The organism is Methanococcoides seepicolus, from assembly GCF_023684405.1.
Taxonomy (GTDB): domain Archaea; phylum Halobacteriota; class Methanosarcinia; order Methanosarcinales; family Methanosarcinaceae; genus Methanococcoides; species Methanococcoides seepicolus.
Window position 1 is genome coordinate 1 of sequence record NZ_JAGSOI010000047.1, and the last position, 20987, is coordinate 20987.

General features: G+C 42.8%; 19 protein-coding genes and 1 pseudogene. 6 read left to right on the plus strand and 14 right to left on the minus strand.

Going from position 1 to position 20987, the window contains the following annotated elements:
- Positions 1-145: pseudogene (locus tag KDK67_RS10425) on the plus strand (IS1 family transposase); the annotation flags it as partial.
- A gap of 25 nt (positions 146-170) precedes the next feature.
- Here the strand turns inward: KDK67_RS10425 and KDK67_RS10430 are convergent.
- The 9 genes from KDK67_RS10430 to KDK67_RS10470 form a co-directional block, all read right to left on the minus strand.
- Positions 171-1208 carry an EF-Tu/IF-2/RF-3 family GTPase gene (locus KDK67_RS10430; RefSeq protein WP_250868729.1) on the minus strand — a complete coding sequence of 346 codons (1038 nt, stop codon included), beginning with the start codon at positions 1206-1208 and terminating at the stop codon, positions 171-173.
- Positions 1209-1265: 57 nt separating this feature from the next.
- Positions 1266-2219, minus strand: a complete 954-nt coding sequence (locus KDK67_RS10435; protein WP_250868731.1) for an RNA ligase — start codon at positions 2217-2219, stop codon at positions 1266-1268.
- A gap of 27 nt (positions 2220-2246) precedes the next feature.
- Complete coding sequence (locus KDK67_RS10440; RefSeq protein WP_250868732.1) at positions 2247-2435, minus strand: hypothetical protein; 189 nt, start codon at positions 2433-2435, stop codon at positions 2247-2249.
- 4 nt (positions 2436-2439) lie between these two features.
- The gene (locus KDK67_RS10445) at positions 2440-3216 is read right to left on the minus strand and encodes a CBS domain-containing protein (RefSeq protein ID WP_250868733.1); all 777 of its coding nucleotides are present in this window, start codon (positions 3214-3216) and stop codon (positions 2440-2442) included.
- Between the two features lie 66 nt (positions 3217-3282).
- A complete protein-coding gene (locus tag KDK67_RS10450) occupies positions 3283-4122 on the minus strand; it encodes a CBS domain-containing protein (RefSeq protein WP_250868734.1) in 840 nt (279 codons plus the stop codon).
- 45 nt (positions 4123-4167) lie between these two features.
- Entirely contained in the window at positions 4168-5115 is a 948-nt protein-coding gene (locus KDK67_RS10455) for a CBS domain-containing protein (RefSeq protein WP_250868735.1), read from the minus strand.
- 177 nt (positions 5116-5292) lie between these two features.
- The gene (locus KDK67_RS10460; protein ID WP_250868736.1) at positions 5293-6069 is read right to left on the minus strand and encodes a CBS domain-containing protein; all 777 of its coding nucleotides are present in this window, start codon (positions 6067-6069) and stop codon (positions 5293-5295) included.
- Positions 6070-6126: 57 nt separating this feature from the next.
- Positions 6127-6726, minus strand: a complete 600-nt coding sequence (locus KDK67_RS10465) for a CBS domain-containing protein (protein ID WP_250868738.1) — start codon at positions 6724-6726, stop codon at positions 6127-6129.
- Between the two features lie 86 nt (positions 6727-6812).
- Positions 6813-7934, minus strand: a complete 1122-nt coding sequence (locus KDK67_RS10470; protein WP_250868740.1) for an OB-fold nucleic acid binding domain-containing protein — start codon at positions 7932-7934, stop codon at positions 6813-6815.
- 255 nt (positions 7935-8189) lie between these two features.
- Between KDK67_RS10470 and KDK67_RS10475 the strand changes: the two genes are divergently transcribed.
- Positions 8190-8819 (plus strand): RNA 2'-phosphotransferase, encoded by a 630-nt coding sequence (locus KDK67_RS10475; RefSeq protein WP_250868742.1) that lies wholly within the window; start codon positions 8190-8192, stop codon positions 8817-8819.
- Positions 8820-8831: 12 nt separating this feature from the next.
- Here KDK67_RS10475 and rtcA read toward each other — a convergent pair whose 3' ends face one another.
- Together rtcA and KDK67_RS10485 are read right to left on the minus strand one after the other, a co-directional pair.
- Positions 8832-9827 (minus strand): RNA 3'-terminal phosphate cyclase, encoded by a 996-nt coding sequence (rtcA, locus tag KDK67_RS10480; RefSeq protein WP_250868743.1) that lies wholly within the window; start codon positions 9825-9827, stop codon positions 8832-8834.
- Positions 9824-11185 carry an NAD(P)/FAD-dependent oxidoreductase gene (locus KDK67_RS10485; protein WP_250868744.1) on the minus strand — a complete coding sequence of 454 codons (1362 nt, stop codon included), beginning with the start codon at positions 11183-11185 and terminating at the stop codon, positions 9824-9826. The genes rtcA and KDK67_RS10485 overlap by 4 nt, the downstream gene beginning before the upstream one ends.
- A 1023-nt stretch (positions 11186-12208) precedes the next feature.
- On the opposite strand from KDK67_RS10485, the gene dnaG reads away from it, so the two are divergent.
- Positions 12209-13822 carry a DNA primase DnaG gene (dnaG, locus tag KDK67_RS10490; RefSeq protein WP_250868746.1) on the plus strand — a complete coding sequence of 538 codons (1614 nt, stop codon included), beginning with the start codon at positions 12209-12211 and terminating at the stop codon, positions 13820-13822.
- A gap of 198 nt (positions 13823-14020) precedes the next feature.
- Entirely contained in the window at positions 14021-14308 is a 288-nt protein-coding gene (locus KDK67_RS10495; RefSeq protein WP_250868748.1) for a UPF0058 family protein, read from the plus strand.
- Here KDK67_RS10495 and rimI read toward each other — a convergent pair.
- Together rimI and arcS are read right to left on the minus strand one after the other, a co-directional pair.
- Positions 14305-14826 carry a ribosomal protein S18-alanine N-acetyltransferase gene (gene rimI / locus KDK67_RS10500; RefSeq protein WP_250868749.1) on the minus strand — a complete coding sequence of 174 codons (522 nt, stop codon included), beginning with the start codon at positions 14824-14826 and terminating at the stop codon, positions 14305-14307. The genes KDK67_RS10495 and rimI overlap by 4 nt on opposite strands.
- 90 nt (positions 14827-14916) lie before the next feature.
- Positions 14917-16764, minus strand: coding sequence for an archaeosine synthase subunit alpha (gene arcS, locus KDK67_RS10505; RefSeq protein ID WP_250868751.1), 1848 nt, complete (start codon positions 16762-16764; stop codon positions 14917-14919).
- 89 nt (positions 16765-16853) lie between these two features.
- Between arcS and KDK67_RS10510 the strand changes: the two genes are divergently transcribed.
- A complete protein-coding gene (locus KDK67_RS10510; RefSeq protein WP_250868752.1) occupies positions 16854-18227 on the plus strand; it encodes an FAD-binding oxidoreductase in 1374 nt (457 codons plus the stop codon).
- A gap of 1 nt (position 18228) precedes the next feature.
- Positions 18229-19299, plus strand: coding sequence for a (Fe-S)-binding protein (locus KDK67_RS10515; protein WP_250868753.1), 1071 nt, complete (start codon positions 18229-18231; stop codon positions 19297-19299).
- Positions 19300-19305: 6 nt separating this feature from the next.
- On the opposite strand, the gene KDK67_RS10520 is transcribed toward KDK67_RS10515, so the two are convergent.
- Positions 19306-20835: a hybrid sensor histidine kinase/response regulator gene (locus KDK67_RS10520; RefSeq protein ID WP_250868755.1), complete on the minus strand. Its 1530-nt coding sequence runs from the start codon at positions 20833-20835 to the stop codon at positions 19306-19308.
- Between the last annotated feature and the right edge of the window lie 152 nt (positions 20836-20987).

Sequence of the window (20987 nt, forward strand, 5' to 3'; positions counted from 1 at the left end):
TGAAGGATATAACAGCATAATTAGGCACTTTCTGGCAAGATTGAGAAGAAAGTCAAAGTGTTATACTAAGAGTCTTGAAATGCTGAAGTACTCTGTTCTTCTTTTGATGAAGTACAGAAATAAAGAGTTAGCTATGTTTAGTTAACAATGCCAAAAAAAGAAATGGGGTTTTAGGCTATGTAGCCATATCCCACAAATCTCTGTTTATCATCCAGATTGCAGATTATGAACCTGTCAGATTCAGTGTAAGCCAGTAATTTCGATCCTGAGAGAGTAAGCACACATTCAGCATCTGTTGTAGTCCTCTCAACTTCCTCTCCGTTGACGAGGATCTTTTCAATTCGCATTGGGGCTGACTGCAAACCTACGAAGATATGAGGAACATCTCCTACCGCAAAGCCCTTTGAGAAGGGTGTGAAATGACATTTGAGTGTAAGGTCCTCTGTAACTTCTTCCTTTTGTGAGAGTACAAAACCTCTCTCAACATCCTTTGATTGCACGTTCTTGAGTGCAAGTCCAACTCTTGCACCTGCTGGTGCACTCTTTGCATCTACATCATGCAGCTGAATGGAACGGATCTCTATCTGCTTATCACTTGGGAAAGCTATCAGTTTATCCTTTGCGTTGATGGTTCCCTGGTCCACGACACCTAGAACAACACATCCGATACCGGTAACATTGAAGGTCTGGTCGACGACCACACGTGGTGGAAGCTCGTTCAATTCTTCAAGCTCTTTATCGACAACCTCGCCAAGATCGAATATCATTTCCTTGAGCTCTTCCATTCCCTCAAAGGATGTTGTGGAAACAGAAATATATTCCCAGTTCTCAAGAGCTGTTCCTGTTGTTAATTTCGTTATCTTCTCCTTCAGTTCATCAATGGCAAAAGGATAGCTTGTATCTGATTTTGTCAGAACGATGATGCCGTGCTTATAGCCCAGAAGGTCGAGTGCAATGATACACTCTCCTGAATAAAGATCAAGTCCTTCAGGAGGTATGCACAGAACTGCAATGTCCGAAAGGTTTAAACCAGCCATCATCGGCTTGATAGCTGTAGGATATCCTGTTGCATCGATAGTTGTCAGAACTTTTCCGCTCTTGGCAAAATCGTACATTGTAAAATCTGCTACGGTTCCCTTCTTCCCTAATTTTGCAGCAAGGGTTGTCTTTCCGCTTTTTTCGCTTCCGATGATAGTTATTTTTGTCATATATTATCACACTTTTTGTGTACACAAATACTTATTGTGATATATGCTTTTTTGAGCTTACCATGTTTCTCCCTTCCACATGGAAAGCGTCTTATCATTGGTACTCTTGTTCAGCTTCTTTATCTTGACAATAAATTCATCACCTGCCACTTCCGGTTCACTGAAAATGGCTTCCATGCCTTGCCGTCTTAAATATTCCTTGAACTTCGAAATAGTTTCAAGGGTTGAGACCCTCATCTGAACTTCATCGGCTATACGGACACCATTTCCTATATCGATGATCGAATCTATCATGGGGTAAAGTATGCTTCTGCCAAGTTGCAGGCAGCGCTTGTCTATATCATCAGATGTCTCTTCCCATTCAACTGCTTGAAAACCTTCGCGCACTACCCTGGAGAACAGATAATCCCTGCCGACATCATTGTAGAACTTGAAAGCATGTTTCAGGTCTGCACAATTGCTTTGCGAACAGGTATATTTTAAAGGTGCTATCTCCATCATGGGATCTTTGATAACAACGCCTTCGTGGTCTATCTTCCCAAGTTCCCTGATGATCTCACTTATCCTTAAGGGAGCTTCTTCCTTTGGAAATTCGCCAAATAGCCTGACCTGTGTGAATCCGTATTCCTCTGCAAGCTGCCTTCGCTCATAAAGCGGAAGAGGAATGCCAGTATGTTTATGTCTGATATCGAAAACGAAAAGTTCAAGGGATTCGACATTGTATATCTTCTTTGGGATATAAGGATTGTCAGGACCTACCATCTCGCCGTGGAGTACAAGTTCCGGATGTTCTTCAAAAAAATCAATATCCAAAAACTTCTGTGCCCTTTCAGTAGAGTAAGGGCAGACATAACCTCCGCGGGTTATGACAATGATCTTCCCGTCAACTGTAACGATACGCACATTAAAACCGTTCATCTTCTCTTCGGCACAGACAGTCTCGACATCAGAAAAGTGAGCTTCTATAGTAGGTTTTAACAGCATGGCCCGGTGTATCTTTGGAAATCCCATTATAAGTTCAAAACAGCCGTTCTTTTGCTACAGAACTGATCCGCTGTCAATATGAGAAATAGATGTATCAAAACGAAAAAGATGCTGATGTTCTCCCCAGAGCTGCAAAAGCTCACGCTTTTGTAATAATTTCTGGAGTTTGGAAAAGGGCAGGTCCAGATAATCTGCAGCTGCCCTCACATCCAATATGATACGATCAGCATCATCAGGTTTCATTCTTTCACTTTGCAAACGCACTAATAATGTTCCTTCTTGTAATGAAACCTACCATATCTCCTTCAAGGTTCATTACCGGCAAACCCCCGATCTTTTCTTTGAGCATCATCGCTGTAACATCCGACATCAGAGTGTTGGATTGCACGGTCTTGACACCTCTTTTCATAATATCTTCGACAATGAGGTTCTTAATACGCGAATCTTGCTGATTTCCAGAAACAATATCCCTGAAAGCACGCATTGACTTAGCGATGTCCTGTTCAGTGACAATACCTACAAGTTTGCCATCCTCAATAACAGGGAACCTTCCAATATCTTCATCAAGGATTATGTGTCTGATATGGCTGACCCTGTCTCCTGGATGTACGATTATAGGTTCCTTGTTCATTATCTCAGCAGCATAACCATCGATCTGACTATTGTTCAGCACTTCATTTGGTGTAACCCAACCGAGAATCTTCTCATTCTCGCTTACAATTATAATACCGCGGTCCTTTGCCATCAGTATAAGTGCGTCGTCCACATCCATATCAGGAAGGACCTTTACGAATTTATCTGAAACAGCGGTTGCTACATGGAGTGAAGATGCAGGTTTAGCCCCTTTCTTTCGTGTACCAAGTTCTTTAGTAATACCTCTCATTGTAAGTATGCCGATAAGCTTATCGTCATGTTTTACCAAAAGGCGGCGTGTATCCTTCTTTTCCATAACATCAAGCGCATGGGATATCGTGTCTGCTTTATCAATAGATATCGGTTCTACCATTATGTCCTTCACTTGCATATCTTCTCACCTCTTTTATTTCGTGACGTCAGATCACTAATCTATCACTTATCTCTCAAATATCCATCAAGCTGCTCTCATGATATCTGTCCTGCTGACAATACCGACGATCTCATCATTTTCAGCAATAGGGATACCTGTAATGTTCCTTTCCACCATGATCTTTGCAGCTTTTGTGATATCATCCCCAACATCCAGTACAGCAAATATGTCGCTCATTACATCCTCTGCCACAAGAGGGACAGTCTTGACATATCTGTATATTTTCTCACCACTGGGTTCTGATTTTCTTGCCATCTTTATGTTCTTTGAAGGAAGTTCTCCCTCATTATCTGCAAGTACCTGCAGTGCAAGTTCTCTTGTCGTTATAATTCCAACAGCTTCCCCGGAATCATCTGTAACAATAAGCTTGCTGACATTGTTACTTTCCATTTCATCGATCACGTGGTTGAGGGTGTGATGCCTGTGAACAAAAATAGGATCTGCCGTCATGATCTCACCCAGATTTTTTTTAACAGGGAGCTCAGACATGCAGCGAATTATATCCACTCTTGTAACAATACCAACAAGTTCTCCATTGTTGAGCACAGGGATGTTATTGATATCGTTATCTACCATCAATGCCGTTGCTTGAGGAACAGATGCATCTTTATAGATCGTAACAGGGTCTTCTGTCATTATCATCTTTACAGGAACCTTGTCAATAGGTCTTCGTCTCCACATTGGTTCTGCCTGGGCCAGGCGTCTTCCAAGATCGGATTTGGTAACGATACCTATCATCTTGTTGCCTTCCACGACAACAATTGTGCTTATCTTATGTCTAAGCATCAATTTCCTTGCATGTGACACAGGCTCTTCCGGCTCCATAACATACACCGGGGAGCTCATGATGTCTGATATATTCATATCTCATCCTCCTTCGTTTGTTAGTTATTCCTGTGGAAATAAAATTCATTCAGCTATTGCTCTTAGGATATCCCTTTCTGTGATTATACCACAAAGCTCTTCATTATCGATAACAGGCAGGGATCCAACACCATGTTTGAGCATGAGGCTGCTCGCTTCTCCGAGGTCTATATCAGAAGTGGTCCATACTACATCCTTTGAGACCAATGAACTGATAGGAACATCCATTGCTTCGTGGAAATTACCGGTGACCAAATTCTCAAATACCTCTCCGTTCCCTAAAAAGTTCATAATGGCCGATGCATTGACAACTCCTATGAGTATATCCTTCTTTACAACAGGAAGTCTTCTAAAGTTGTTCTTGACCATCACTTTAGCAGCATCTCCGATCTTCATATCAGCAGACGCCTTTTCCACCGTTTTGCTCATGTGACCGGCAACTGACATATTAGTGGGAAGTCCGCTTGCAAACGTTAAGAAGTCCTTCTCAGTGCATATTCCACAAACATGATCTGTGCTATCAACTACAGGCAAGCTTCCTATGTTGTGCTTCAGCATGAGCTCAAAGGCTTCCTTGATATTGCCAGTGCTATGAATGGACACTACGTGGGGTTGCATTATCGAACTTATATCAGCGTTGATAGCAGCCAGTAAGTTCCCTTTGTATTTATTTTCAATAAGTTGGCTCTTATCTCCCCCAAGGAAATCGATTATGTCAAAAGATGTAATGATACCTTCAATTTTGTTTGTGCCAGCGTTTGTTATAGGAATATGCCTGAACTTCCTTTCTGTCATTATCTTGATGGCATCAATGATCTTTGTTGTAGGCGGGATAGTAATAACATGCTTAGTTGCCACAGACATAATATCCCCTTCATGCTCTGATATCTTCGCATGGAAATCGAAAGCCCTCTTATCCATTGTTTCATTGGTAGCAAACTGAACAGGATCCTTTTTCTTGCTACCCACAGGGCCGTTGTTTTGAAGTTTCATTTTATCCTCCTTATTTTTTTCCAATAATTAAGTATTCGATAGGCTGTACGAATTTTGGAATAAACAAAAAGCCATCCAAAAATATTGAAAAGTCTGTGGTTACAATCCTAATTGTTTAATTTTTATTTCTTGATAGATTCGCCTCAGTTATGCTAGGTCATAAAGCGGGATCAACACTCATAAAGAAGCACGCAGTATATCGGTCCGGGCCACTATTCCTGTTACTTTCCCATCATCAACAACCGTCAGTCTTCCGATATCATAATGGAGCATCTTTTCAATACACTCTTTTACACTGGTGTCAGAAGCCACTGTATAGGCAGGAGTTGACATTATCTGTTCAACTGGCGGAACATCTTTGGATTGTGTTTGATTTTTCTCACTAATGGCTGGCCTGACAAATCCGGATCTTATGATATCCCTTATAGTTACCATGCCCTGAAGTTCATGAGCATTGGTGACCACAGGTAGACCGGAACAATTCGATGTAAGTAGGATCGGCCATATTTTTGTAAGAATGTCCTGTGGGTTACAGCTAATGACATCAGTTGTCATGACATCAGCCGCAACTTTGGTATTTATTTTATGAGGTCCGATATTTGCAAGAATATCTGAATTGCTTACCATTCCGACTATCTCTTTATCAGTTTCAGAGGCCACTACTGGGCAGAGCCCGACACCTGATGCAATAATAAGTCTTGCAGCATCCATGATGTCTGTTTCTGGTGTTATAAGCGGACAATCATTCACGAATCCCTCAATGGTTACATTGGAACGTGTGGATGCGATGTTGAGAATATCCTTATCTTTCAGGATACCAACCATCTTTCCGTTGGCATTGGTTACAGCAAGACCTCTAAGAAAGTGGTCTCTAATTAACTGCCGTGCATATGTCATGTTGTCGTGCTCTTTCACACTAACAGCATCCTTGGACATAATTTCGTTGACTTTCATATAAAACCCCCGATCATATGAATCAGACAAAGAAGCTTCATCTTCATCTGCTTATTCTTATTCTTCTTCTTCTCTACAATCTTCGCATAGTATAAGACCGTTAAATTGAGTTAGATCATCCACATGTGATCCACACCTCTGACATACCCCCCTTTCAATGTCAATAGTTTCAACGACATCCTGCTCTCTATTTATCTCTATAAGGTCTTCCAGAATTGTATTCAGACCCGGAGCTACTGTAAGGATGTCCCTGTCGGTAACAAGTCCTACGATCGCCTTCCCATCGGTGACCGCAAGCCTTCGAATATGGAATTTCACCATCATTTCAGATGCTTTAATGGCACCAGTGTTTGGTTTCACTGTTAGAATAGGTGATGACATTATTTCTTCAGCATTTACGGTGTGGGGCATGGCATCTTTTACCATTACCTTACATACCATATCTCTTTCAGTTATAATGCCTGTAGCTTCACCATATTTTGTGATGATGACGCTATCAATATTCTGTTCATCCATAGCCTTGGCTACTTCAAGAGCTGTGCTTGTCACGTCAAGGATAAAGACATCCTTAGTCATTATCTCATGAACGGTAACATCTTTCAGGGTCTCTTTGATAGACCCGTCCGCCTCAATGTCCCCTTTGGTCACCAGGACCATAAACATCACCTTCCTATGCTACTAATTGAATTCCCACATTCAATTACATAAAAATTCTACTTTATAGCATATATAGGTGTTCATTTTTACTTGATTGTTATTCTTGTACGGTTTCCAGCGCTTAGTTCTATATCCTCGTATCCGGATTTTGAGTATGCATCAATTATTTCGATAGGTGTCTCAATGTCCAGTTCATCTACAAGAAGGGCATGATCTCCCCACAGAGCAACTCGAATACGGCCGGTATCATCAGATACATAGATGTTTGAGACCATGTTGCTGGTTCCGTCATCCTTCTCGAACTCCCTCAGTTCTCCAAGACCGGAAACAAATCCTTTTATTGAATAGGATTCGCCGGGTATGATGTCAGCGATAGGTGTATAGCTCTCTTTGTACTCGACATTTGCTTCGGTCTTTCTGAGAACACCATGGTTTCCGATCTGTACCTCAACCTGCTGGCTGAAATTATTTGTTCTTGCATATCCGTTGATTATCTCAACAGCATCATCAAGGTTCAGGGAAGTGGTGGAATCTACTTTTTCGTCCCACAGTGTCACGCGTATCTTTCCGGTTTCGTCACCTATCAGTATGTTCATGACGCGCCCAGGGTTACCATCCTTTTTCTGGAAGTTCCTGACATCAGAGATATCCAGAAGTTTTCCTGAAATATTGATGTCGGACATACCGTCCTTTATATCAGCTATCTTCTGTGACTGCATGCTGACCTCTACTTTCTGGTCGGTCTGACGCATTAGGCCGTATTTGCCGATGTTTATCTCTGTTCCGGAATAGCCATCCTTTGCGTAACCTGTGATCTCCAGGGAATCTCCAACCTCGACGCTTCCGTCCTTAATGATATCCGCACGGTCATCCCAGAGAGTGAGCTTTATGGAACCTGTTTCGTCTGCGACCTTAACAGTTCCCACTCTGCCAATGGTACCATCGTTGCGATTGAATTCGCGTACATCAAGAATGGAAGTGACCTTTGCTACAAAGCTCACATTGCCTATATCAGCAGTTATATCTTTTATTTTGATGATATCTTTTACAGTATCTGTGACCCCAAGATCATGAGCAACAAGCATTGCTGCTGTCTTCATATCACAAAGACCGCTCATTTGGTCTACTTTTTCATCGACCCTCTTTCTAAAATCGTCTTCGCTGATAATGCCTCCAAGCTTATTGTAGATCTCAGTTATCTCGTCCATTGATGACACCTGTAAATAGTATTAAAACGGGTCCATAAGAATTATCCAAAACTTATAGGAAAAAGATAGGCTGTTTCCTTGTTTTGTAATAGCATGGGCCTCGGGTAAGTTTAGTTCGATATGATATAACCCTAACGAAAGGTAGGTCATACATTATCTTGCAGAAATCCGTTCTTATTTTCTATTATCCGCTTTCTGATGCGTGGATGTAGATAAAGATATATTAAGTATAAAATGCATTTGCATTTAGATAGCATGATTCGCAAGTGTAATGAGCATGGATACTTCAGGGGCGAGTTTTGTCCGGACTGTGGTGAGAGCGGAAGGTATGTACTGGACGATGAACGCGAAGAGCGTCTCGGAAGGTTCATCTCAGGCGCATTGAGGCACTTTCCCGATGATGTTGGACTCACTATGGACGAACAGGGCTGGGTCAATATGGACCTGCTCTGTGACATAATGGACCGCCGCTACAAATGGGCGACAAGGGAACGGCTTATTTCTCTGATCGAATCCGATCTGAAAACTAGGTATGAGATAAAGGGTTCCAAGATAAGGGCAAGATACGGTCATTCTGTTAATGTGGAATTGGACTATCTTGAAACTGAGCTTCCATATCTTTACTATGGTGTCAGTCAGGAAGAGGTTGATATGCTTCTTGATACTGGTATTGCTCCCATGAGACAACGCTATGTACATCTTAGTACAAGTTATGGGAAGGCGATAGAATCAGCTTCGGTCCATACTGAGAATCCGGTAGTGCTTGAGGTCGATGTGGATGAGGCACAAGATGATGGATTGCATTTTATGTTGGTCAATGATGATATTGTGCTAACAGATGGTGTTCCACCGGAATATCTTAGCGTCGTGGAAACTGAGGAATAAGCTTTTTGAAGCTTATTGAATTGAAATTTCCACTATACCTTTTCTTTTTTCGGTTTTGAACTTTATATCAAGGAATTTTTCTGTGACCCAGATGTTGGTCCTTGTATGGGGTGATATTTCTTTTACAGTAAAAGAACCACCTTCAGCAAGTCCGAGATAGGGGATAAGCTGGTCTGCAAGATGAATGTCAACGGAAGAAGGGGTTAAAAGTTCATCCAGAAGGGATGTAGCAGCATCACCGCCTACCTTTTCTGCTGTTATTCCTCTTTTACCGGGGACGAAAGAGCCTTTCATTCCACAATATAAAGTTATTCCACTACCGGTGGATTGAAAGTCAGTACGGCATGTTTCTATTGAACATTCATAGCCGGCACCTTCAAGAACGGCCTTTGCTTTGTCGGCCTGCCTCTGTGCAACATGGTCAGGCAGATTGGAGCAATGTGATATTCCACGAATGATCCCTCTTTCTTCTGAAAGATCATGAGGCACTAAATGTGAAGGCTCGATCATTGCCTTAACACTACCTCCACCACGCGGGTAGTATCCTCTTTTTAAAATATCGATGTTGCATCGGTAGCCCATTTTCGAGAGGGCATTGAGTGTGACATTATTAAGATAATCTATACTTGGTGACCATGAAACATCAGTTCCCCCTTTTATGTCAAGTTTGACCTTAGTGTCAGAATAAGCAGCAATGGGCATTATGCATTGTACTAGTAAAGCTATGCTTCCCGCAGTGCCGATATCAATGGTATAGTTACCCCCCCTTATTTCCTGTGGAAAGAATGCAATATCCGTAGAGCCGATCTTAACTCCTTCTACTTTTGCATCACACAATAAGGCCGCTGTTCCTATTGCTTTTGCATGCTGGGGAGAGAGTCCGGGGTTTGGCCGGTCTTTACGTATATTCTTTATGGATGTTGCTTTTCCCGTAACAGCAGAAAGTGCTATGGCGTTTCTGACTATCTGTCCGCCGCCTTCTCCATAGGAACCATCGATATCGATCATGTTCTTGCCTTTATTTTCCTGAAAGCGTCTTTAATTGCATACATAAGGGGATCCACAACAGTAGATACCGGCGGTGCGTAACAGGTTTCAATTGAAAGCATTTCTTCAACTGTGGTCTTCTTCTTTATCATGAAAGCAAGACTGTCAATTCTTTCTTTTACACCGCTTTTTCCGATTATCTGTGCACCTGTAAGGTGATCATCACTAAAAATAAGCTTGATGTGGATATCACTGCTGTTCGGGTAGTAAGATGCTTTTGTCGTTCCTGTAGCGTAACCTGTGATGATATCGATGTCTTCTGATCTTGCTCTTTTACTTGTAAGACCCACCGAGCCTATCAGGAGATCACCTGCAACGTAGATACTGGGACCCAGAAGAGGTTTGAGTACGGTATCTTTCCCACAGATGTTGTTAGCCATTATGGTGGCCATATGTCTTGCAGCAGGGGCGAGTTGGACAAGTGTTCTTTTGTTGGTGATAAAGTCTGTGATCTCACAACAATCTCCGCCTGCAAAGATGTCGGTTGAAAAATCGCCGTCCACAAATGCCTGAAGGTGTTCGTTCACGATAATACCTCCAAGTTCTCCTGTGGAAAGACCTGCATTTTCTGCAAGTTCGACATCAGGTAATATTCCTGTGCTTATTATAACGATATCCGCTGGTATTCGTTCTCCTGAAATTAGAACGTTCTCCACCCTTTCTTTCCCTTCGATACTATCCGGTATATTGCCTGTAATGAGGGTTACACCGACAGACTTGAGGTATTCTGAAACTATCTCTGCCATATCAGGATCTATCAGACGTGAGATAATTGCAGGACCGCGGTTGATCAGTGTTGTGTCTATCCCTCTTTTCGCTATACCGGCTGCGGTCTCAACACCTATTGCACCGGCACCGATGATGACCATGGTCTCAGCGGAAAGAAGTGCATTTTCTATTTTCATGCCGTCAGCAAGTGTTTGCAGGGTGAATACGCCATCCATTCCGATATATTTCTGTAAGGGCTGAGGTATCCGCTGTTTTCCACCGGTAGCGATGACAAGCTTATCGAACAAGATATCACAGTTCTCAAGCTCTATCGTTCTATTGAGAATATCTATTGACAGGGCCTCAGTTTCAAGTTCTATGTCTATCCCCATCTTATCAAAGAAGTCAGGAGTTTTGACAATAAGAGAATCAAAATCATTTACTTTGCCTGACAGTTTGAAAGGTATCCCACATTCACTGTACGATATGTGAGCATCCTTTGAAATGACTATGATGGAAAGGTCCCTGCACCGCTTTACATGTGTAGCAGTAGTAAGCCCGGCAGCACCTCCGCCGATGATGGCAAGGTCATATTTTCTAATATCTTTCATAAAGATATTCTCAGATGCATGTTATTAGGGTTTTGGCATTTGATGAGAACCGTATATGATGAAGAACCGAGGATAGAACAGTAAGATAATTGACGAGCGAGTTTGGGGAGTGGGGGGGGTTATTGTAGTAAAAAATAATGTGTCCCGCTCGTCAGCATCCCTATTATGTTATTGTATTTAAACATGTTGATTTATTACGATATTTTAGCTCTACATCAGACAAATTTAAACACGGTTATCGTGTTTGATTTTAGTGAATATACTGTGGTTATGGTGTGATCTTTATATTTTAAAGAGGATGCTGTGATGTATTTAATTACATCCACTTTACAATACCATAATGATCCTTAAAATAGTTTTTCGAACACATTTTTGAAATCGTGGTGCAGAGGTATTTCAGAAAGATCCAAAACCACAAAGTTATTAAAGTGTAAGGACTAATTAGTCTATTGTGATTGGAATACTATCACACTAAAACTTAATTAATTTATCAAATATTCCATTGGGTGATTTATTCAATGGAAATAAACAGATTATCAAAATAAAATCTGGATCATTGTGGTTGCGCCATCACTTTATGCGCACCATATCACATATTACAAGCAGAAGGAGCAGTCGAGAGAGTCAGGCTTATTCATATTATAGGAATTGGACAAACGGCACTTTATAATTTGTGTCAATTGTCTATAGCTATTCAAAGGTTCGATGTCAGCATACAGAATTATTCGCATTAACAGATGACACATCCATGTGCAATTGATGCACGAGGGGATTTTGGGATGTCTTATATATATGTGGATTATCTGGAGAGTTGATGCCTTACTTGGTAGTTCAAACTATGGGGAATTTGTTTGAATTGATGGTCAATAGACAATATCTGACATAGTACATGCAGCCGAAAGATCTTCTTTCTTCTACTCTTGAGAGCCTATTTTGTAGTATGCATATTTGGTCATATTTTGTTAGTCTGTTTAAACGTAGATCCTGCCTAATATGGCAACTACTGTATAAGAAGGAGATAATATGCAAAATACAGACACCACTAAATATATCATTCATTCAAAGATCAGCGCTGACGGAATAATTGAACGCCCTGATATTGTAGGAGCTATTTTTGGCCAGACAGAAGGTCTGCTTGGTTCAGATCTGGACCTGCGCGATCTTCAAAAGACCGGCCGTATCGGAAGGATAGAGGTTGCAGTAGGTGCAAAGGGCGGTAAGACCAAAGGTAATATCTTTATTCCATCTAGCCTCGATAGGGTTGAGACCTCTATTCTTGCAGCATCCCTTGAGACCATTGACAGAGTAGGTCCATGTACGGCAAAGATCGAGATCACACAGATCGAGGATGTTCGTGCAACCAAAAGGAAACATATCATTGAGCGTGCAAAGTACATTCTTACCGACATGTTCGATGAGAACCTTCCGGAATCCCAGGAGATCGCAGATGAAGTTCGTCAGTCAGTACGCATTGAAGAGATGGAGTACTATGGAAAGAACAAGATCCCATGTGGCCCTAATGTGGTCGAATCCGATGCGATCGTTGTTGTTGAAGGCAGGGCGGATGTGCTGAACCTTTTGAGATATGGTATCAAGAACACTATCTGTGTAGGCGGCACCAATGTACCACCTGAGGTTGCAGAGCTCACAAAGAAGAAGACCGTAACTGCATTCACAGACGGTGACCGTGGTGGAAAGCTCATCATAAAGGAGCTTCTACAGGTTGCAGACATTGATTACATTGCACGTGCTCCTGACGGAAAGAGTGTCGAAGACCTTGTTCAGAGGGAGATCGTACGCGCACTGAGGCAGAAGATCCCTGTAGAGCAGGCTCTTGAAAATTACTCTATCAAAACAGATGTTAAACCTGAACAGATAGAAAAACCTGCTAAGGGTGGCAGGGTCACACGCATTCCAAAGCGCAAGGAAAGGCCAACGAGTGAGGTCTCTGCACCTGTTGCTACCAAAGTTGTTAACAAACCTTCCATGTCCGAAGAGAAACCGAGGGTATCAAGAGCAACGAGGGTGCCCAGGGAAACAACGGCATCTAGGGCAACAAGGATACCAAGGGAAACAACAGCAACTAGAGAAACAACGGCATCTAGGGCAACAAGGGTACCAAGGGAGACAACAGCAACTAGAGAAACAACGGCATCTAGGGCAACAAGGGTACCAAGGGAGACAACAGCAACTAGGGAAACAACGGCATCTAGAGCAACAAGGGCACCCAGGGAAACAACAGCAACTAGAGAAACAACGGCAACTAGAGCAACAAGGGCACCCAGGGAAACAACGGCACCCAGGGAAACAAGGGCGCCAAAAGAAGCAAAGCCCGCAGTGCTCTCTCCACAGGCACTTAGGTTTAAACCACACTCTGATGCACTGAATGGAACTCTTGGAGCAAGACTTTTGGATTCAAAGGACAAGATCATTGAGGAAACTGCAGTTCGTGATCTGGTCAACACACTGAAAGAGAACGATGAAGGGATCAAGAGCGTTGTTTTCGATGGTGTCGTAACTCAGCGTATCCTGGATATCGCATCTGACAAGGGTATTGAGAACCTTATTGGTGTGAAAAAGGGCAATATTGCAAAAAGCCCTGCAAGTGTCAATGTTCTGACAGCATCTGATTTTTGATCATTTAAGGATCAAATCTTTTCTCTTTTTCTCTTTTTCCCTCAATAGAGCATTATTAATCATAAAAAATAAATCAAAAAACATTTATATGATAAATAGGAAAGGCTCGTCCGCGAATAATGGTTTTATTTGAGTCTTAAGTTTACTGTAATGCAACGCACACAAAATAGTGTGGTGTAAAGAAAACGGACTAAAACCATGCAAAAAGATGAATTGATTCAGTTGCATACATTATTAGCTCAGATAAAGAGACATCTGGAATCTCAGAGCAGTGATTATGATTTTTCTGAATATAGATCACTGTCAATAAGTCCTGTTCATATCCATCGCAGTAAAGCAGATCATAAACATGCCATATTTATACTTGGAAACCATCTTGCTTCGATAATCTCAGAAGATGAGCTTTCTGGCATTGGCAGAACATCTGTAAGAATGCAGGAATTTGCAGAGCGCACTGGAAGGCACTCCCCTGTCAGCAATAATTAAATATTGTCAGGCAATTGGAACTTGGTCTCAGGAAGTGAAGGCACTTCAAAAGAGATATTCTTGGAGTGATTGGTCCATGACCTTGGAGAAAGTTGTTTTTTCATAATGATCCCACTTTCTCCATCCGAATAATAATCGTGCTCTATCCAGCAAGCTATAAAATCCATTTTCCTGTACATCTGAATAGCTTTGTCGTTGCTGCTCCTGACCTCAAGGGTCGCAGATCTTATGCCCTCATCTTTGAACAGGTCCAGAATAGAATTAAGGAGCTTTTTTCCAACTCCCATGTTCTGCCATTCCTTTTTTACTGCCAGGGAGAATATACGGCCTTCGTTCGTTTCAGACCGATAGCCCATGACAAAACCAATGACCTTATTGCCCGTGGTTGCAACAAGAAATCCTTCATCGTTCATCTCATAGAAGTTCATGTAAACGAAAGGATTGTGCTCTGTAAATGCTTCCATTTCAATGGCCAGAACCTGTTCAAAATCCTGGGGCATAAAATTTCTGACTATCATTGTCTTTTAGTAGGTATCTCATTATAAAAAAGAATATTGAAAGAAGTAATAAGAAAAAGAGAAAAAAGGCCTTAAAAGCAAATTAATGCCTTAGTTAGCCTTTTTTACATGTCTGAGGTCCACAGCTACCCCTCGTGATGAGCCTACCATCTCTTCTCCACTCATCATAGCGCGCCCGACCCCTATTGCTTTACTGCCGGTGATCATGACCTCATCTCCGGGTCTGATGTTCTTGTCAGCAGCAACAACACCAGGTGCAAGCAATGAGCCCCTTGGAAGGAAATCATCTATGGTCACAGTGTAGCCTGAGTACTCCTCGGAATTTGAAAGCAATCGTATCCCTGCAACGGTAAGTGCGAGTGTACCATACTGCGGTATCATTGTAGCTATCTGTTCTTTGCCAATGAATACCTGATGTTTGGGGAATGGTGCCTTTATCTTTGCATCGTCAGGTACGACCAGCTTACCGGCACCTAGGCCGAACTGGTAGTCTGCAATAGAACGCATCATGTCGGTCCTTGATCTGGTCTGCTTATACTCCTTTTCCGACACTATCTCAGAAAGGGTCTTTTTCAGGTTATCAAGGGAATCGTATGATGACACGTTCCCTGCACTTGTATAAATGAAATCGATGGAAAGTTGTTCTGAAACTATCTCACATATTTCCCTGTAAGCTCCTTCTACGTGTGCTACGACATGTGAATAGCTGTGCTTTGAAAGATAATCCCTGAGGCAGGCGGAGACCCACTTTATCTCTTCAGCATCCCAGTATCCTGTCACAACAGTATCATAATGTGCTGCAGGATAGGTCATTTCAAGCTCCCTGGGTACGATACCCAGTGGGGAGGTAAGGATAACCTCATGCACGAATTTCCTGTACTTTCCCAATGATTTTATGAACTTGTTGTGGGAATTGGATATTGAATATGGTTTCTTTGCCGAGCAAGGAAAAAGCACGAGTATTTCGGATTCCGGAGGCGTATATCTTTCCTGTATCCTTTTTGCAAACCTAACGACCTCAGGCCTTGTCATGGATTCAGAAGTCGTTGCAAGCATCTGGTTGGACCTGGCAATAGGAGTTTGCTTTTCCATGTAGTCGTATTGTGTATCGGAAAGCCTCAAAAGTGCTGCAAGCCACGGTTCTGTTCTACACTGTCCTTCAATGTATTCACGAAGGTTGCCGGAGCGTATCCTTTCCCTTGCTAGGACTATCTCTGCTTCCAGCATGTTGCGGTTATGTCTGCTGATCAGCTCTGCCCTATCAGCTTTAGGCATTGCTCTTAGTTCCTCGAGCGTAATAGGTGCGCATGCTTCACATCTGCATGGCAGCTCTGTCATCGAATCAAGGAAATGTTTGCCGGCAGTTGTCATGTAGATATCGTTATATCCGGCTATTATTGCCTTTGTATCATCAACAATATCTATTCCAAGGTAAACAAGCATTGCAACATTTATGGGGGTACAGAGGTTCGGCAGGTAAATAGCGGTATCAGGAGCAACACTATCTTTCAGATCGATAAGTCTCTCCAGGAACTTTCTCGCATTGCCTTCTAAAGAACCTGCACCTTCCATTACGTAAAGGTCAGCCTTTTTCACATCCACACCTTTGCGGAAAATGCGACCTATAGGACCTGTGGATTCAACTTCGGTTCTCTCCGAGGTCTTCATTACCACATCTTCAGGTACTTCCAAGGTCAGGTCCTGATGAGGAAGTATGATAATAGTTTCATCCCCGACCTCTTCGCGGATCTTCCTGATCCTTTCTTCTGCTTCTTCAATAGAGATGTTCCAGATGGAGCCTGCATCTGTTATGGGGGAATGGGCATCGTTAAGGGATGCTGTATCAATTATATATGGTGTCCTTACTGGTGTTGGAAAGAGTATTTTTCCAATTCGGGCAGCACCATCCCGTTGTTCTACCTCAAAGTATGATGTCATGTTTCCCTAATATGCTTAAGTAGATGTAAATCTTTTCTACTGAACATAAGTACCCAAACGTTTATTTTTAAAAAGGGTTTCAGGTTAAGATGATGCTCGCTAAAGAACTTGAGGAGATCCTCGGGAAAGAGAATGTTTCTACCCGAAGGTCAGAGCTTTACTGTTATTCCTTTGATGCTTCCGGAGTAGAAGGGCTGCCGGACTTTGTCGTAAGGCCTGCAAGCACTGAACAGGTAGCTGATGTGATCAGATCAGCGGACATGTCGAACACTCCTGTTGTTGCAAGGGGTGCAGGCTCAGGTCTTTGCGGTGGTGCGGTTCCGGTAAAAGGGGGCATTTTGCTGGATATGTCCTCAATGGACCGTATCCTTGACATCGATATTGACAATCTTCAGATCACGGTCGAACCCGGTGTCGTTCACGAAAAACTTAACAAGGCACTGGAGCCGTATGGTTTTTTCTTCCCGCCTGACCCTGGGAGCACTGCCATGTGTACCATCGGCGGGCTCATGGCGAACAATGGAAGCGGGATGAGGTGTGTGAAATACGGTACTACCAGGAACTATGTTCTCGATCTTGAGGTCGTGATGGCCGATGGCAGAATAGTGCACACCGGCTCGAAGACATTGAAAACAGCTTCAGGGTATGATCTGACCGATCTGATGGTAGGTTCTGAAGGCACTCTTGGTATCATCACTAAGGCTGTGCTCAAGGTACATCCTCTGCCCCATTCCCGCAGTGTCATACTTGCATCCTTTGACAATACCACTCTTGCCGGCAAGGCCGTGGTGAAGGTGCTTTCATCCGGGATCATACCTTCGGCATGTGAAATTCTTGACAGTACTGCCATCAAGGCGGTCAGGAGGTTCGATCCTTCTGTGGAACTTCCTGATGTGGGTGCTATTCTTATGATAGAAGTGGACGGGATGGAGAATGCGGTCAGGGAAGAAGCTGCTCTTGTGGGGAAAGCCTGTGAGGAGCTGGCTTCTGCCATAAAGGTCGCGGAGAGTGGAGCTGAAAGTGATAATCTATGGAAGGCACGCAGGCTGGTAGGTGCTGCCATATCAAAGATCGATGTTAAGCGCACTCGTATCTATGTAGGAGAAGACATTGGAGTTCCAATAAAAGAACTACCTGGTATGCTTGAATACGTGCGTTCGCTTTCAGAAGAGTTCGATATTCATATTATGACCTATGGGCATATCGGCGATGGGAATCTCCATACCGGGATGGCCATCGATATGCTCAGTGAGGAAGAACTGGAAAGTGCACATGCTGTGGCGGACAGGATATACAGGCGTGCGATCTCTGTGGGTGGTACTGTGAGTGCTGAGCATGGGGTGGGGAAGGCACGCGCGATGTATATGGAACTGGAACACCCAACTTCTCTTGAGGTGATGCGGCAGATAAAAAGGGCCCTTGATCCGAAAGGGATACTTAATCCGGGTAAAATGGGGCTTTGATATGCAGGAAGATAAGCAAAGGTCGATTCTCAAATGTGTCCGTTGCGGGACATGCCGTAGTATATGCCCGGTCTTTGAAGAACTTGGCTGGGAATCTTTCAGTACGAGAGGGCGTATGCTTCTTGCAAAGGGTATCTCAAAAGGGATGGATGTGGATGAAAGTATGATCGATAGCATCAATACCTGTACCACATGTGGGTTGTGTGAGCAGATGTGTCCTGCAGGAGCAAAGCCAACTGATGTCTTCGAAGAGTTACGTCGCGACCTTGTCAGGATGGGCAAGGTCAAAGGTTCACAATTGGAATTGTATAATAATACTCTTCTTACAGGAAATCCCCTTGGCGAAAAGAGGTCTGATACAAGTTTTATCCTGGGGCAAAGGGATGTTCCCAAGGTCGCAGACTATGTATATTTCGTAGGGTGCCTTGGTTCATATCGGTTCAGGGAAGATGCTCTCAAGACATATGACCTTATCAGAGATATGGGGGTGACCGTACTTTCCGATGAGGTATGTTGTGGTTCTCCGCTACTCAGGACAGGATTCGATGCGGATGAGCTCATAAGACATAATCTTGAGCAGATCGAAAAGACCGGTGCACATACCATAATAGCCAGTTGTGCAGGTTGTTATAATACGTTCAAGAATGACTATCCCGACAGGTTCAATGTCGTTCACATCACTGAGTTTTTGGCGGAACATATGGATGAGTTGGGGCTTGGAAGGCTGGATCTCACGGTAACTTATCACGATCCGTGTCATCTTGGCAGGGCAAACAGGATATTCGATGCTCCCCGAAAACTGATAATGGCTGTCTGTGATCTAAAAGAGATGAGGACCAACAGGGAAAATGCCAGATGTTGCGGAGGGGGTGGGGGAGTCAGGAAAGGATATCCTGACCTTTCGGCTTCAATTGCTAAAAAGAGGACAATGGATGTTCCCGATGGTGTGGACCATATTGTAACATGCTGTCCGTTGTGTAGGACGAATCTGGAACAGGCAAGTGATGTTCCGGTCATTGATCTGCTGGACCTCTTATATATGGCACAAAAGGAAGGCCTGAAGGCCGTCTAAGTTCATTTATTTGCAGATGGGGCCTTTATCAACGAATACAGGCAATTTGACATGGATCTCGGTGCCCTGGTCTACTTCACTGTTTATCCATATGGTGCCTCTATGCGCTTCGATTATCTTTTTACAGATGATCAGTCCATAATCCTGACTACAGTAACAGATATCACATTCAGTTTCTTCTTCAGGAGCTTCACTGAATATATGGGTAAGCATCTCTTTTGGAATGCCTTTACCTGTATCTTTTATGACGATGTGTATGTCCCCGTTCTCTTCTGAGGCAAGGATGGAGATCTTCCTTCCTGATGGAGTATATTTGATAGCATTGCCAAGCAGATGCATCAATACACTTTCTATGTACTTTGCGTTCCCGTGTACCGGTGAGAGCGAATCGGAAATGTCGGTAGTGACCTCGATCCCCTTCTGATCGATCTGGGGGAACATGTCTTTTTTGATCATTTCAAGTATTTTTTTGATATTAATAAGACTGAATGTGTATTTTATCGTCTCGTTCTGCATTTCACTTACATAGAACAGTGATTCTATGAGATGTTGCAGGCGTTCTGAATTTCGGACCACGGATTCCATTGTCTTTTTTTGATGCTCGTTCAGGTCACCCAGTCTTTCATTGTAGAGCAGGTCACTGAAACCTTTTATTGATATCAATGGTGTTCTTAGCTCATGGTTGATGTTTGCCAGGAATTCATCTTTCAACTTGTGGGAGATCTGGAGCTTTTCGTTAGCCTTTGAAAGTTCTTCTTCAATATTTTTTCTTTCAGTCGTGTCGTCTCCTGAACGAATCAATCCTGTTATCTTGCCTTCATCATCTTTTAATATCACATCATGCCAGAGGATCATGCGTTCGGAAAACGTACCATCCGCATTTTTAGTCACTACTAAACGTTCGTAATATTCAGGCGGTTGGGCTTTACCGCTCAAGATGCTGAGCAAGTCCTGTTTTCGGCGTTCACGTCCGTTTTCCGGAATAAAATCTATCCAGCTTTTACCGCGAATATCCTTTTTCTCCCAACCAAAGATATCACAGGTCTTCTGATTTGCGAATACTATCTCTGTGTCCGTGTTGATTATAACAATGATAGTGCCTGCTGCATCGAGATATTTATATGCCTGGTTCCTTTCCTTGATTATGTTTTCCTGTAAGTGTTTTATTTTTAACAGGGATTGCACACGGCTTAATATTTCCATATGACTGACAGGTTTGTTGAGAAAATCGTCTGCAACTTCTTCAAGGCTTTTTATTTTCTCTTTCTTTTCTGCCCGTGATGTCAGCATGATGATAGGTATGAGCTTTGTGCGTTCATCTTTCTTCAATGTCCTGCATAGCTCATGGCCTGTAATGTCCGGAATCATGATGTCAAGTATGATGATATCAGGACTTTCAGCAATTGCGATCTCAAGACCTTTGCAACCGGAATATGCTTTTATAACTTCATAGTCGGAGCTGAGTATGGCTTCCAGTATTTCAACATTATCATTTTCATTATCAATGATCAATATTTTCGATCTTTTTTGGGTCATGTTTACTCTATGAAGTTATGGAATTGTCGGCTAAGTCAGAGGGATTACTCCCTCTTTCTCGCCTAAGAACTGTACGTGAGACTTTCGAACTCATACAGCTCAAGCATCTCTTAACCCGTTAGGGCAACAGTTATTTTTGGATTATTGGCATG